Source organism: Streptomyces sp. NPDC056061 (assembly GCF_042266885.1).
Lineage (GTDB): Bacteria > Actinomycetota > Actinomycetes > Streptomycetales > Streptomycetaceae > Streptomyces.
Genome location: NZ_JBHJWQ010000003.1, coordinates 325,642 through 339,093 on the forward strand (window position 1 = coordinate 325,642; position 13,452 = coordinate 339,093).

9 protein-coding genes and 1 pseudogene are annotated in these 13,452 nt (G+C 72.0%); 8 read left to right on the plus strand and 2 right to left on the minus strand.

Annotation, left to right across the window (positions count from 1 at the left end):
- Positions 1 to 15 precede the first annotated feature (15 nt).
- The 6 genes from ACFC79_RS07490 (at position 16) to ACFC79_RS07515 (ending at position 8,624) form a co-directional block, all read left to right on the plus strand.
- Positions 16 to 927 (plus strand): DUF2797 domain-containing protein, encoded by a 912-nt coding sequence (locus tag ACFC79_RS07490; protein ID WP_376236435.1) that lies wholly within the window; start codon positions 16 to 18, stop codon positions 925 to 927.
- Between the two features lie 96 nt (positions 928 to 1,023).
- Positions 1,024 to 1,902, plus strand: a complete 879-nt coding sequence (locus ACFC79_RS07495) for an amidohydrolase family protein (protein WP_376236438.1) — start codon at positions 1,024 to 1,026, stop codon at positions 1,900 to 1,902.
- Positions 1,903 to 1,995: 93 nt separating this feature from the next.
- Positions 1,996 to 2,736: a response regulator transcription factor gene (locus tag ACFC79_RS07500; RefSeq protein ID WP_376236441.1), complete on the plus strand. Its 741-nt coding sequence runs from the start codon at positions 1,996 to 1,998 to the stop codon at positions 2,734 to 2,736.
- 178 nt (positions 2,737 to 2,914) lie between these two features.
- The gene (locus ACFC79_RS07505) at positions 2,915 to 4,681 is read left to right on the plus strand and encodes a sensor histidine kinase (RefSeq protein ID WP_376236443.1); all 1,767 of its coding nucleotides are present in this window, start codon (positions 2,915 to 2,917) and stop codon (positions 4,679 to 4,681) included.
- A 26-nt stretch (positions 4,682 to 4,707) separates the two neighbouring features.
- Positions 4,708 to 6,183 (plus strand): glycosyltransferase, encoded by a 1,476-nt coding sequence (locus ACFC79_RS07510; protein WP_376236445.1) that lies wholly within the window; start codon positions 4,708 to 4,710, stop codon positions 6,181 to 6,183.
- Positions 6,184 to 6,407: 224 nt separating this feature from the next.
- The gene (locus ACFC79_RS07515) at positions 6,408 to 8,624 is read left to right on the plus strand and encodes an ArnT family glycosyltransferase (RefSeq protein ID WP_376236447.1); all 2,217 of its coding nucleotides are present in this window, start codon (positions 6,408 to 6,410) and stop codon (positions 8,622 to 8,624) included.
- 297 nt (positions 8,625 to 8,921) lie between these two features.
- Here the strand turns inward: ACFC79_RS07515 and ACFC79_RS07520 are convergent.
- A pseudogene (locus ACFC79_RS07520) lies at positions 8,922 to 9,455 on the minus strand (endonuclease/exonuclease/phosphatase family protein); the annotation flags it as partial.
- 202 nt (positions 9,456 to 9,657) lie between these two features.
- On the opposite strand from ACFC79_RS07520, the gene ACFC79_RS07525 reads away from it, so the two are divergent.
- Both ACFC79_RS07525 and ACFC79_RS07530 read left to right on the plus strand, forming a co-directional pair.
- A complete protein-coding gene (locus ACFC79_RS07525) occupies positions 9,658 to 11,187 on the plus strand; it encodes an MFS transporter (protein WP_376236450.1) in 1,530 nt (509 codons plus the stop codon).
- Positions 11,188 to 11,325: 138 nt separating this feature from the next.
- Entirely contained in the window at positions 11,326 to 12,168 is an 843-nt protein-coding gene (locus ACFC79_RS07530; protein ID WP_376236453.1) for a TetR/AcrR family transcriptional regulator, read from the plus strand.
- A gap of 451 nt (positions 12,169 to 12,619) precedes the next feature.
- Here the strand turns inward: ACFC79_RS07530 and ACFC79_RS07535 are convergent, their stop codons facing one another.
- Complete coding sequence (locus ACFC79_RS07535; RefSeq protein ID WP_376236456.1) at positions 12,620 to 13,435, minus strand: YceI family protein; 816 nt, start codon at positions 13,433 to 13,435, stop codon at positions 12,620 to 12,622.
- Positions 13,436 to 13,452: the final 17 nt, after the last annotated feature.

Consider the following 13,452-nt stretch of genomic DNA (forward strand, 5'->3'; position numbering starts at 1 on the left):
CGACCGGAGCTCACCATGGGCTGGCAGTGCACGGGGCTGCGGTGGCCGACGGAGGACGACGGGCCCTCGCTCGGCTGGTGGCGGAACGGGGCGGAGCGGGCGAGTGCGCTCGCGTACGGGACGGAACTCGGATTCCGGGCCGTGGGGCCGCGGCGGTGCACCGGTGCGCGCGGGCACGTGTGTCCGGTGGGGGCCGTGGTGGCCGGGAGGAGTACGGGGGCGCGATGCCCTGAGTGCGCGCGGCTGGACCGGGCGCACTCGGTGGCCGCCGACACGATCGCCGACGATCCCCGGACGTACCGCGTGTATCTCGCCTGGTTCGGGCCGGGCATGGTGAAGGTCGGCATCACCGCCGAGGAGCGGGGGGCGGCACGGCTGCGGGAGCAGGGGGCCGTGGTGTTCAGCTGGCTGGGCCGGGGGCCGCTGATGGCGGCGCGGCGTACCGAGGAACTGCTGCGGTCGGCGCTCGGCGTGCCGGACCGCATCCCGTACGTGGCGAAGCGGGCGGTGCGTGCGGCGCTGCCGGGCGTCGAGGAGCGGCGGGCGGAGGTGGCGGAGCTGTACGGGCGAGCCGCGGCGTTGGAGGGGGCCGGGTGGCCGGAGTCGTTGCAGCGGTTGCCGTTCGAAGCCGTCGATCACGCCGGGCTGTTCGGGCTGGCCGGTGACGTCACGGTGACGTGCGCGGTGACCGAGCTGGTGGACGGGGGCGTGGTCGCGGGACGGCTGGTGGCGGCGGCCGGTCCCGATCTGCATCTGGAGACGGGGCGCGGCGGGGAGGAGGGAGAGGAGGGAGGGGAGAAGGAGGTCGTGGTGGTGGATACCCGGTTGCTGGTGGGGTGGGTGCTGGAGGGGGCCGATCCGCAGGCCGCGGTGGGAGTGCCGGTGACCGGCATCGGGGGCGGTGGTGTGCAGGACGGCTTGTTCTGAGATCGTCGGGTCGACAGGGACCGGCGGGACGGGTGATGCCGGGACGGGTGACGCCGGGCATGCGATCAGGAGCGGGTATGCGATCAGGAGGTCGTGATGAGTGGTGATGCCGACGCCGTCGTGCGGTTCCGGGAGCGGCTGGGGCTGCCGGGGATCGTCGACGTGCACACGCATTTCATGCCGGAGCGGGTGCTCCGCAAGGTCTGGGCCTACTTCGACTCCGCAGGACCGCTCACGGGCATGGAATGGCCGATCGAGTACCGGCACGACGAGGAGGAACGGCTCGCCCTGCTCCGCTCGTTCGGCGTGCGGCGGTTCACCTCGATGCTCTACCCGCACAAGGCGGGGATGGCCGCCTGGCTGAACGACTGGGCGGCCGGGTTCGCGCGCCGGGTCCCGGACTGCCTGCACACCGCGACGTTCTTCCCGGAGGAGGGTGTGGAGCGGTACGTGCGCGAGGCCGTGGAGTCGGGCGCGCGGGTCTTCAAGGCACACGTCCAGGTCGGCGCGTACGACCCCAACGACCCATTGCTGGAACCGGTGTGGGGGCTGCTCGCGGAGGCGGGTGTTCCGGTGGTCACGCACTGCGGATCGGGGCCGGCGCCCGGAAAGCACACGGGGCCCGAACCGATCGCCCGGCTGCTGGCCCGGCATCCGCGGTTGCGGCTGGTGGTGGCACACATGGGGATGCCGGAGTACGCGGAGTTCCTGACGCTGGCCGAGACCTACCCGGAGGTGCGGTTCGACACGACGATGGCGTTCACGGACTTCGTGCAGGAGACGAGCCCGTTCCCGGCCGCCGAACGCGGGCGGCTCGCCGCCCTCGGGGACCGGATCCTGCTCGGGACGGACTTTCCGAACATTCCGTACCCGTATGCGCACCAACTGCACGCGCTGGAACGGCTGGAGCTCGGTGACGACTGGCTGCGGGCGGTCTGCCACGGAAACGCGGCGAAGCTGTTCGGCGTGGACTGAGGCTGGGGAGAACGGGACGCGGAGGGCGAGTTTCTCAGGGAATTCACAGATTCGGGAAAGAACCCTCTCAGAGGGGCCTCACAGGGTTGAGGCATGACGACGACGACCTTGCCCCAGGGGCGTACCGAACTGTCGAGGACGGACCGCACCCCCGTCCGTGTGCTGGTGGTGGACGATGAGGCATCGCTCACCGAGTTGCTCTCCATGGCCCTGCGCTACGAGGGGTGGGAGGTGCGCAGCGCCGGGGACGGTGCTGCGGCGGCGCGGATGGCGCGCGACTTCCGGCCGGACGTGGTGATCCTCGACGTGATGCTGCCGGACACGGACGGGTTCGCCGTGCTCGGCAGGCTGCGGCGGGAGCTGTCCGAGGTTCCCGTACTGTTCCTCACCGCCCGCGACGCCGTGGAGGACCGGATCGCCGGGCTGACCGCGGGCGGCGACGACTACGTCACCAAGCCGTTCAGCCTGGAGGAGGTCGTGGCCCGGCTGCGCGGACTGATCCGGCGGTCCGGTGCGGCGGTCGGCCGCGGCGAGTCGTCGCTCGTCGTCGGTGACCTGGTCCTGGACGAGGACAGCCACGAGGTGAGCCGGGGCGGCACGTCCATCCACCTCACGGCCACCGAGTTCGAACTGCTGCGGTTCCTGATGCGCAATCCGCGTCGCGTGCTGAGCAAGGCGCAGATCCTCGACCGGGTGTGGAACTACGACTTCGGGGGGCAGGCGAACGTCGTCGAGCTGTACATCTCCTATCTGCGCAAGAAGATCGATGCGGGCCGGTCTCCGATGATCCACACCCGGCGCGGGGCGGGGTATCTCATCAAGCCCGGTGAGTAGTGGCGGTACGGGTGGCCGGGGTCGAGACCGAGACCGGGGCCGGGGCCGGGGCCGGGGTCGGGGTGGGGACCGGGGTGGGGACCGGGATTGGGGCCGGGGCCGTGAGACCGCCGGTGCCGGTGCGAGTGCGGGGCGGCGGCGGTGGTGGCGCGGGCCGTGGACGCTGCGGACCCGGCTCGTGGTCTCGGCTGTGGCGCTGATCGCCGTGGTCGCCGCGGTCATCGGCTCGGTCACCACCATCGCGTACCGCAGCTACATGTACGGCAAGCTCGACGACCAACTGCACGCCGTCGCCGTGCGGGCCGCGAAACCGCCCGGTGGCCTGCCGATGCCGCCGGGCGGTCTCCCGCACGGTGGCGATCCGCTGGCCTTCGTCGACGCGCGAGGGCTGCCGGTCGGAGCCTTCGGCGCCGTGGTCTCGGACGGTTCGGTCACCGCGTCGAGAGTGGTCGTGGGGAGCACCGCCGAGCCGGACCCGGTGGCCGAGGGAGACGGGCAGCCGATGACCGGTGCCCAGACGAACGCGCTGACGGACGCGGACATCCGCGAGGGGGACGAGGCACGGAACGTCGACCTGCCGGGGCTCGGCGTCGGCCGGGTGGAAGCCGTCGCGGGCCCGCGCGGGACGACGATCCTGGTCGGTCTCCCCGCCGCAGAGGTCGACAACGCCCTCACCACCCTGATCGTCGTCGAGGTGTGTGTCACCGGCGCCGGGCTGATCGCTGCGGGCATCGCCGGCACCACCATGGTGGGCGTCGCGCTGCGTCCGCTGCGCCGGGTCGTTACGACGGCGTCCCGGGTCTCCGAACTCCCGCTGCACAGCGGCGAGGTGGCCCTGCTGGAACGGGTCCCGGAGGCGGAGGCCGATCCGCGCACCGAGATCGGGCAGGTGGGCGCGGCGCTCAACAGGCTGCTGGGCCATGTCGGTTCGGCCCTGGAGGCGCGGCAGGAGAGCGAGACCCGGGTACGGCAGTTCGTCGCCGACGCCAGTCACGAGTTGCGTACCCCGCTGGCTTCGATCCGTGGCTACGCCGAACTCACCCGGCGCGGCGGGGAGGAGACCGGCCCCGATACCCGGCATGCCCTGCGGCGGATCGAGTCCGAGGCGGAGCGGATGACGGGGATGGTGGAGGACCTGTTGCTCCTTGCCCGCCTGGACGCCGGACGTCCGCTGAGCCATGAGCCCACCGATCTCTCACCGGTCGTCGTCGACGCGGTGAGCGATGCACGCGCCGCCGGACGGCGGGAGCACCACTGGCGGCTGGAACTGCCGGACGAGCCCGCGATCGTGCACGGGGACCCCACTCGGCTCCATCAGGTACTGGTCAACCTGTTGGCGAACGCCCGTACGCACACCCCGCCGGGCACCACGGTCACCGTGCGCGTGCGCGTCGGGGGCTGCGGCGCGGGCGCGCACCGTACGTCGGCCGAGGAGGCCGGGGACGGCGTGGGCGCCGTGGGCGCTGTGGATCCCGGTACCCGTAGCGGTGGTTCGGCGTCGAGCGGTTCGGTGTTCAGTGGTTCGGCGCCGAGCGGTTTGGCGTTCAGTGGTTCGGCGCCGAGTGGCTCGATGTCCGGTGGTACCGCGGTGACGCTGGAGGTCCAGGACGACGGGCCCGGGATTCCGCCCCGATTGCTGCCGCATGTCTTCGAGCGGTTCGTGCGGGGTGACGCGTCCCGCTCCCGTACCGCCGGGTCGACCGGGCTCGGGCTCGCCATCGTGCAGGCGGTCGTCGCCGCGCACGGCGGCCGGGTGGAGGTGATGTCGGTTCCGGGACGGACGGTGTTCGCCGTCCATCTGCCCACGGGAGCGACTGCTCCTTCCGACCGGTCGGCCTTTCACGATTCCGAGCGTCCTTCAACCCTGCGGGGCTCCGACGATCTCGTCGCTCCCTCCGTCCCGCAGGACTCACAGCCGGTGGACAGGTCCAGCACATCGGCGTGACAGCGGAGTTGGCGAGTGTCGGCAGCATGCGAACCGACATTCCTCCCGGCACCCTGCCGGCCCGGGACCATCTCCTGGCCCCGCCCGTCGCGTCGGCCCCTTCCGTTGCGTCGTCCCCGCCTGCTGCGTCGGCCACGTCCGCCGGAGCGGGGGGCGCGGCGGGCGTGCCCGTTCTCGACGTGGTGGTGCCCGTCCACAACGAGGAGAAGGACCTCGAAGCATCGGTACTGCGCCTGCACGACCATCTGGCGCGCACCTTCCCGTACGCCTTCCGGATCACCATCGCGGACAACGCGAGCACCGACCGGACACCGCAGGTGGCGGCCCGGCTCGCGGCGCAACTGCCGCGGGTCCGGTCCCACCGGCTGGAGCAGAAGGGACGGGGACGGGCGCTGCACACCGTGTGGTCGGAGTCGGATGCCCCCGTCCTGGCGTACATGGACGTCGACCTCTCCACCGACCTCAACGCGCTGTTGCCGCTGGTCGCCCCACTGATCTCGGGGCACTCGGACCTCGCGATCGGCTCCCGGCTGGCCGGCGGCTCGCGGGTGGTGCGCGGGTCGAAGCGGGAGTTCATCTCGCGCGCCTACAACCTCATCCTGCGCTCCTCGTTGGCCGCCCGGTTCAGCGATGCCCAGTGCGGGTTCAAGGCCATCCGGCGGGAGGTCGCGCAGCGGCTGCTGCCGATGGTGGAGGACACGGGGTGGTTCTTCGACACGGAGATGCTGGTGCTCGCCGAGCGGGCCGGGCTGCGTATCCACGAGGTGCCGGTCGACTGGGTCGACGATCCCGACTCGACCGTCCACATCGTGCGGACCGCGACCGAGGACCTGAAAGGCGTGTGGCGGGTGGGACGGGCGCTGGCGGTCGGCGCACTGCCCCTGGACCGGCTGGCGAGGCCGTTCGGGGACGACCCGCGTGACCGGGAGCTGAGTGGGGTGCCGGGTGGTCTGGCCGGGCAGCTCGTCGGGTTCTGCGTCGTCGGCGTGCTCTCCACGCTCTTCTACCTCACCCTGTACTCCCTGTTCCGGCTCGGCATCGGTCCGCAGATCGCGAACGTCGGTGCGCTGCTGGTGTCGGCCGTCGCCAATACGGCGGCCAACCGGAGGCTGACGTTCGGGGTGCGGGGCCGGGGCGGGGCGATGCGACACCAGGCTCAGGGACTTGTCGTCTTCGCCATCGGTCTCGCCCTGACCAGTGGCTCGCTGGCCGCACTGGGTGCGGCGTCCGGATCGCCCTCGCACGGTACGGAGCTGGCCGTGCTGATCGCGGCCAATCTCGCGGCGACGGTGCTGCGTTTTCTGCTCTTCCGGGCCTGGGTCTTCCCGGAGCGGGCCGCGCGGGGGCACTCCGCGGGTCGCCGGGCCGACGAAACCGGCCCGAGCGGACGCACGGGTTCGAGCGGGCGCACAGGTTCGAGCGGACGCACGGGTTCGAGCGGCTGCATGGGCTCGACCCGTCTGACCGGCCGCACCGATCGTGAACCGGGGGACGCCCGATGAGCTCGCAGCAGTCCGATCACCAGGACCACGCCCGACATCACGCGAGCCGGTCCGACACGGCCGCGTCTCCCGAGCCTCCCGCAGCTGCCACCGGCTCCGGACTCGGACTCGGGTCGGGCCCCCTCCCCGTCCCTGGCCCCGGACTCGGGCCCGGCTCCGTGCCCGTGCCCGTGCCAGGTGCCGTGCCCGTTCCGGGGCCCGGCTCCGCCCGCACGGCCCGGTCCATGGCGTACCGCGTGTGGCGGGGCAGGCCCGAGGACCCGCGCTGGGCACGGCCCGCGTTCCTCGCCATGCTGCTGGTCATCGCACTCGCGTACCTGTGGAACCTCAGCGCGTCCGGATACGTCAACTCCTTCTACTCCGCGGCCGTCCAGGCGGGCAGCCAGAGCTGGAAGGCGTTCTTCTTCGGTTCGCTGGACGCGGCCAACGCCATCACGGTGGACAAGCCGCCCGCCGCCCTGTGGCCGATGGCGCTGTCGGTGCGGATCTTCGGCCTCGGCTCGTGGGCGATCCTGGCTCCGCAGGTGCTGATGGGGGTGGCCACGGCCGGGGTCCTGTACGGGACCGTGCGCCGCCGCTTCAACGCCGCAGCCGGATTGATCTCCATGGCGGTCCTCGCGCTCACGCCCGTCGCCGCGCTGATGTTCCGCTTCAACAACCCGGACGCCCTGCTGGCACTGCTGATGGCCATCACCGTGCACTGCGTGCTGCGCGCCATGGAGAACGGCCGGACCGCGTGGCTGGTGTGGGCGGGGACCGCGGTCGGGGCGGCCTTCCTGGCGAAGACCCTTCAGGCGTTCCTGATCCTTCCGCCACTGGCCGTGCTGTACGCGGTGTTCGCGCCGGTGCGCCTGCGCAGGAGGTTCGGCCAACTCGGCCTGGCGGCACTCGCGATGGTCGTCACCGGCGGCTGGTGGGTGGCGGTCGTCGAATTGTGGCCCGCATCCTCACGCCCGTACATCGGCGGATCACAGAACAATTCCTTCCTGGAACTCACCTTCGGCTACAACGGTCTCGGCCGGATCAACGGCGACGAGACCGGCAGTGTCGGAGGAGGCGGCGCCCCGGGCGGTGGCGGCCCGGGAGGCGGCCACTGGGGCGAGACGGGGCTCGGCCGGATGTTCAACGCCGAGGTGGGCGGCCAGATCTCCTGGCTGCTGCCCGCCGCGCTGATCCTGCTCGTCGCGGGCATCTGGCTGACCTGGCGGGCGCCGCGGACCGACACGGCCCGTGCGGCGTTCCTGGCCTGGGGCGGCTCGATGCTGATGACGGCCGCCGTCTTCAGCTTCATGGCCGGCATCTTCCACCAGTACTACACGGTGGCGCTGGCTCCGTACGTCGCGGCGCTCGTCGGCATGGGAGTCACTGTCCTGTGGGAGGAGCGGGCCAGGTGGTGGGCGCGTGGGGCGCTCGCCGGTGCCGTCGTGGTGACCGTGCTCTGGTCGTACGTCCTGCTGGGGCGCACCCCGGACCATCTGCCGTGGCTGCGCTGGGCCGTGCTGGTCGGTGGAGTGGCCGGAGCGGGCGGCCTGCTGCTCGCCGCGCGTCCCGGGCGCCGACCGGCGCTCGCCGCAGTGGGGCTGAGCCTCGCGGCGTCACTGGCCGGGCCGATGACGTACACCGTCAGCACGTTGAACACCGGACATCAGGGATCGATCGTCACGGCAGGCCCGTCCGGCGCCGGTTTCCAGGGCGGTCCCGGTGGCGGGCGCGGTGGCCGCGGCGGCCCGGGTGGTGGCGACGGCGGGGGCGGCGGAATGCGGCCTCCGGGACAGGGCGGCCGACCGGGCGGAGGCATGGGACAGCTCCCGGCCGGTGATGGCCGGTGGGGCGGCAACCAGCAGCACGGCGGGCAAGGGAACGGGGGCCAGCAGGGCGGCATGCCCATGCCTCCCGGCACCCCTCCCGGTACCGGCACCCCTCCCGGTACCGGCACCCCTCCCGGTACCGGCACCGGTTCCATGCCCGGCACCGGATACGGCAGTCGTCCGACGGGCGGTCCCGGCGGCATGGGCGGGCTGTTGAACGGGGCGTCCGTCGGCACCGAGGCCGAGAAGCTCCTCAAGGAAGACGCCGAGGACTACACCTGGGCCGCAGCCGCCATCGGCGCGCAGAACGCGGCGAGCTACCAACTCGCCACCGGCGAACCGGTGATGGCGATCGGCGGGTTCAACGGCAGCGACCCCTTCCCGACGCTCGCCCGGTTCAAGGAGTACGTCGAGGACGGTGCGATCCACTACTTCATCGCGAGTGGCATGGGCGGCATGGGCGGTATCGGTGACATGGGTGGTATGGGTGATATGGGCGGCAGGGGCGGAGGTGGCGGCAACGGGACTTCCGCGCAGATCTCCTCCTGGGTGGAGCAGAACTTCGAGAAGGTCACCGCGGGCGACGTCACCTTCTACGACCTGACCGAGCCGAAGCGCGACGGAGCCGCCTGACACCGGCAGTTGCGGGACGCCCGACCACCACAGGGCGCTCGGCGGCCGCGCAGACGACCGGCCGCTGCGCAGACGATCGAAGTCCGTGCAGACGGTTGAAGTCCGTGCAGATCGCCGAAGTCCGCGCAGACGACCCCGCCGAACAGATGGCCGGCGGCAGTGCGGGTGGCTGACGGCTCACGGCTGCGTGTGCCCCCGGCCGGAAGACGCGGCGGGCGGCGCGCGGAAGCCGCCGGAAGTCCTGGACCTCCCGGAAGCCGCCGGGGGCCCGGGAGCCGCCGGGGGCCCGGGAACTCGGCGCCGCAGCGGCAGATCGGCGACGACCGGGCGGTGGTCCGAGGCGGATGTCTCGGCCACCGCCACGTCGCGCACCCGGACCGAACCCTTCGACACCGCCACGCAGTCGATCCGCCGCACCGGGTCCTGTGCCGGGTACGTCGGACCGCCGGGCTCGACGTCGCTCAGCTCGTGCCACAGCGGGGCGGGTTCCGGCGCGTCCGGTGCCGCGTTGAAGCCGCCGAGCAGGATCTGCCGCGCCTTCCGGCCCCCGGACGTTTCCGCCTCGTCCTCGCCCATGATCCGACGGGTGTCGGCCACTTGGGCGATCCGCACGGACGGGTCGGCCCGGTAGTCGAGGTGCGTCACATACACGTGCACGGGCAGTCCCCGTACCCGCAGAACCACTTCGCCGAAGCCGGGCGCGGGCGTCGGCACCGGGTTCGGGTCCTGCATGGGGAGTCGGGTGATGTCGTGGTTCTCGGCGCTCAGGACCCGATACCCGATACCCGATACCCGATACGTGGACAGCACCGCGACCCCGAACCCGCGTCGCACCCGCACCCGCACCCGAACCCGCGTCACGTCGCACCCGCGCCCACGCCAGGTCGCGTCCGCGTCCGCATCCGCGTCCGGATCACCTTTTGGGCCGACGGCCGGCACGGTACCGCACGGAAATCGGTTGTACGCCGTACGGGAGAGCTATACGGTGTACAAGTTTTCTCCCTGTACGGCGTATAAGGAATCTGGAGTCCGCATGACGGCGACCGCCGCCGAGCAGAACCACCCCTCGCCGCCGAGCCATCCGCAGCGTTGGCTGATCCTCGGCGTCATCTGTCTTGCCCAGCTCACGGTGCTGCTCGACAACACCGTTCTCAACGTCGCGATCCCCTCCCTCACCCGGGAGCTGGACGCCTCCACCGCCGATGTGCAGTGGATGATCAACGCCTATTCACTCGTCCAGTCGGGCCTGCTGCTCACGGCCGGCAGCTCCGCCGACCGCTACGGGCGCAAGAAGATGCTGATCGCGGGGCTCGCCCTGTTCGGTGTCGGCTCCCTGGCAGCGGGGCTGTCGCAGTCGTCGGGGCAGCTGATCGCCGCCCGGGCGGGCATGGGCGTCGGCGGTGCGCTGCTGATGACGACGACCCTCGCCGTCGTCGTGCAGATCTTCGACGACACCGAACGGGTCAAGGCGATCGGCATCTGGTCGATCGTCAGCTCGCTCGGTTTCGCCGTCGGACCACTGGTCGGCGGGGTGATGCTCGACCACTTCTGGTGGGGCGCGATCTTCCTGATCAACATCCCCGTCGCGCTCATCGGCCTGGTCGCCGTGGCCCGGCTCGTCCCGGAGTCCAGGAGCGCCACCGGCGACCGCCCCGACCTGCTCGGCGCGCTGCTCTCCACGATCGGCATGGCCTCGGTCGTCTACGCGATCATCTCCGGCCCGGAGCACGGCTGGACATCGGGCCGGGTCTTGCTCACCGTCGGCGTGGGGGTCGCCGTGCTCTCCGGATTCGTGCTGTGGGAGCTGCGCATTCCGAACCCCATGCTGGACATGCACTTCTTCCGGAACCAGAAGTTCATCGGGGCGGTCGCCGGTGCGATCCTCGTGGCCTTCGGGATGGGCGGCTCGCTCTTCCTGCTCACCCAGCAGCTCCAGTTCGTCCTCGGCTACGGGCCGCTGGAGGCCGGTCTGCGCACCGCGCCCCTGGCCCTCAGCGTCGTCGTCCTCAATCTCGCCGGACTCGGCGCCCGGCTGGTGCCCAAGCTGGGCACGCCCGTGACCATCGCGTCCGGGATGAGTCTGCTGGCCGCAGGGCTCGCCGCGATCGCGCTGCTCGGTGGCGACGGCTATGGAGGCATGCTGATCGGCCTCGTCGTGATGGGCGCGGGCATCGCGCTCGCCGGACCCGCCATGGCCAACGCCATCATGAGCGCGATTCCGCCGGAGAAGGCGGGAGTGGGCGCCGGGGTGAACGGCACGCTCGCCGAATTCGGCAACGGCCTCGGGGTCGCCGTACTCGGCGCGGTGCTGGGCTCGCGCTTCTCGGCGCTCGTGCCCGCGGCCGTGGGCGCCGCCTCACTGCCCGCCGCACTCGCCTCGGCCACCGACGCCGACGAGCGGACCCGGATCACCGACGCGTTCGCCTCGGGGCTGGAGACCAGCCAACTGGTCGGGGCGGTGGCCGTACTCGCGGGTGGCCTGCTGGCCGCGGCGCTCCTGCGCCGCGCGGAGCGGACGGAAACCTCCGGGGCTGACGCGGCCGGGGCCGCGACAGCGGCATAGCATCGTGGCGGGGCGCTCGGACCGAACGAATCCGCTTCCTGCGCGGAGGTGCGCGGAGGCGCGCATGGGCCGCACACGGGCAGCGCGCGGGTACGGACGGACCGGTCGGCCCCGCCGGCGAAGCGAGGAGAGTGCGCCATGGTGTCCGCGGCCGACCGTGTGAAGAACCCCGCCAGGACCAGTGTGTGGCTGGACCAGCGGGCACCGTCGCGCACGCGCAAACAGGATCAGCACACCGGCCTCGACCGGGAGCGGATCATTGCGACCTCGGTACGGCTACTGGACGCCGAGGGCCTCGGCAAGTTCTCCATGCGCCGTCTCGCCGCCGAGCTCGGCGTCACGGCGATGTCCCTCTACTGGTACGTGGACTCCAAGGACGACCTGCTGGAGCTCGCCCTCGACTCCGTCTACAGCGAGGTCCGCTCCCCGCGCGAGGGCGCGCACTGGCACGACCGTCTGCGCGAACTGGCCACCGCGTACCGGGAACTGCTCGTACGGCACGTCTGGGTGTCGCCGCTCGCGGGACATTTCCTCAACATCGGCCCGCACGCGATGCTGGTGTCGTACGCCATCCAGGACGTGATCCGGGCGACGGGCCTGCCCAAGGACCGGCAGGCCGGGGCGCTCGCCGCGGTCTTCCAGTTCGTGTACGGCTTCGGCACCATCGAGGGTCACTTCGCACAGCGCTGCGCCGACGCGGGAATGAGCCAGGAGGAGTACTACCGGCAGGCCACGGGGGCGGTCCGGGCGCAGCCGCAGTACGGCCGGATGATCGAGCGCGCGGAGGAGCTGATGGACGCACGCGGCGGCGACACGCTTGAGGAGATGCGCGACCGGGACTTCACCTACGCCCTGGACGTGATGATCGCCGGTATCGAGGCGATGCGCGGCAGGGACCAGGACCACGACCAGGACCGCGATCGGGACCAGGACCGCGATCGGGACCACGACCGCGATCGGGACCACGACCGGGGCCGGTAGGAACGGCGTGTCCGGAGAAGCTGGAGGCCCTGAAGGCATGAGGGCGTTGCGGGTGCTCTGAGGGATCGGCGTGTTCGGCGTGTTCGGCGGGGCGACCGGGGCACGGGACGGCCGCGACCCCGTGCATCCCCACCGGTCTCCTCCGGCAGCCCCTCGCCGACCCCCGACCCCCGACCCCCGACTCCCGACTCCCGACTCCCGACCTCCGCCCCCCGACCCCCGACTCCCGACCCCCGACTCCCGACTCCCGACCTCCGCCCCCCGACCCCCGACCCCCGACCCCCGACTCCCGACCTCCGCCCCCCGACTCCCGACCTCCGGCTCCCCGCTTCCGAGCCGCCGTCGGACCGGGTGGTCGGCAGGATCACCCGGTGCCGAGACGAACGAGGTCCGGCGACTGGCCGGATTCCACCGCCGTGTCCGCAGCGGTGCGGGGTGCCGCGTCCGCGGACTACGACGGCAACGTCTCACCCCGTACGGCCTGGATGTCGAGCTCCACCCGCAGGGTCGTGCCGATCGCCGAGATACCGGCCTGCACCACCTGGTTGTAGTTCATCGCGAAGTCCTCGCGGCGCAGCTCCGCCGTCGCGCTGAACGCGGCGCGCACCCCGCCCCACGGGTCCGGTCCCGTGCCCAGGTAGCTCAGGTCCAGATCGACCGGGCGCTCGACGCCGTGCATCGCCAGCATGCCGTGGACGGTCCAGCGGTCCGGGCCGACCGGGGTGAGCCCGTTGGAGCGGTAGGTGATCTCCGGGAAGCGGTCCGAGTCCAGGAAGTCGGGGGAGCGCAGGTGCTTGTCACGCATGCCGTTGCCGGTGTCGATGGTGGCAGCGGCGATCACCGCGTCGACCCGGGACCGATGGACCTCCTCCGCGATCTCGATCCGGCCGCTGAACTCGGTGAACCGGCCCCGCACGCTGGAGATCCCCAGGTGCTGCGCGACCGCGGCGACCGTGGAGTGCGCAGGGTCCAGCGACCAGGCACCCGGCGGCGGCAGTTGCACACCGCCCTGGCGGGCCAGCACCACCGTGCCGGCCTCGACCCGTCCGCTCGCCGTGACGAGCGCGGTGGAGGCGGCAGGCGCGTAACCGACCGCGGTGACGATCACCGTGTACGCGCCGGCCGCCAGCGGGGTGTCGGTCCGTACCGACCCGTCCTCGTCGGCGGTGGCCCGCAGTACCTGCGTGCCGGTCATGTCGGTGACCGTCACGACCGCGTGCTGGACCGCCCAGCCGTCCCGCGTCCGTACCTGTGCGCGAAGTCCCATCCCGTTCTTTCTCCTTG

Excerpts from the sequence above, each read along its gene's own strand:
- ACFC79_RS07490 (WP_376236435.1), top strand. The coding sequence starts at position 16 with ATGGGCTGGCAGTGCACGGGGCTGCGGTGGCCGACGGAGGACGACGGG.
- ACFC79_RS07495 (WP_376236438.1), top strand. The coding sequence starts at position 1,024 with ATGAGTGGTGATGCCGACGCCGTCGTGCGGTTCCGGGAGCGGCTGGGG.
- ACFC79_RS07500 (WP_376236441.1), top strand. The coding sequence starts at position 1,996 with ATGACGACGACGACCTTGCCCCAGGGGCGTACCGAACTGTCGAGGACG.
- ACFC79_RS07510 (WP_376236445.1), top strand. The coding sequence starts at position 4,708 with ATGCGAACCGACATTCCTCCCGGCACCCTGCCGGCCCGGGACCATCTC.
- ACFC79_RS07515 (WP_376236447.1), top strand. The coding sequence starts at position 6,408 with ATGGCGTACCGCGTGTGGCGGGGCAGGCCCGAGGACCCGCGCTGGGCA.
- ACFC79_RS07525 (WP_376236450.1), top strand. The coding sequence starts at position 9,658 with ATGACGGCGACCGCCGCCGAGCAGAACCACCCCTCGCCGCCGAGCCAT.
- ACFC79_RS07530 (WP_376236453.1), top strand. The coding sequence starts at position 11,326 with ATGGTGTCCGCGGCCGACCGTGTGAAGAACCCCGCCAGGACCAGTGTG.
- ACFC79_RS07535 (WP_376236456.1), bottom strand. The coding sequence starts at position 13,435 with ATGGGACTTCGCGCACAGGTACGGACGCGGGACGGCTGGGCGGTCCAG.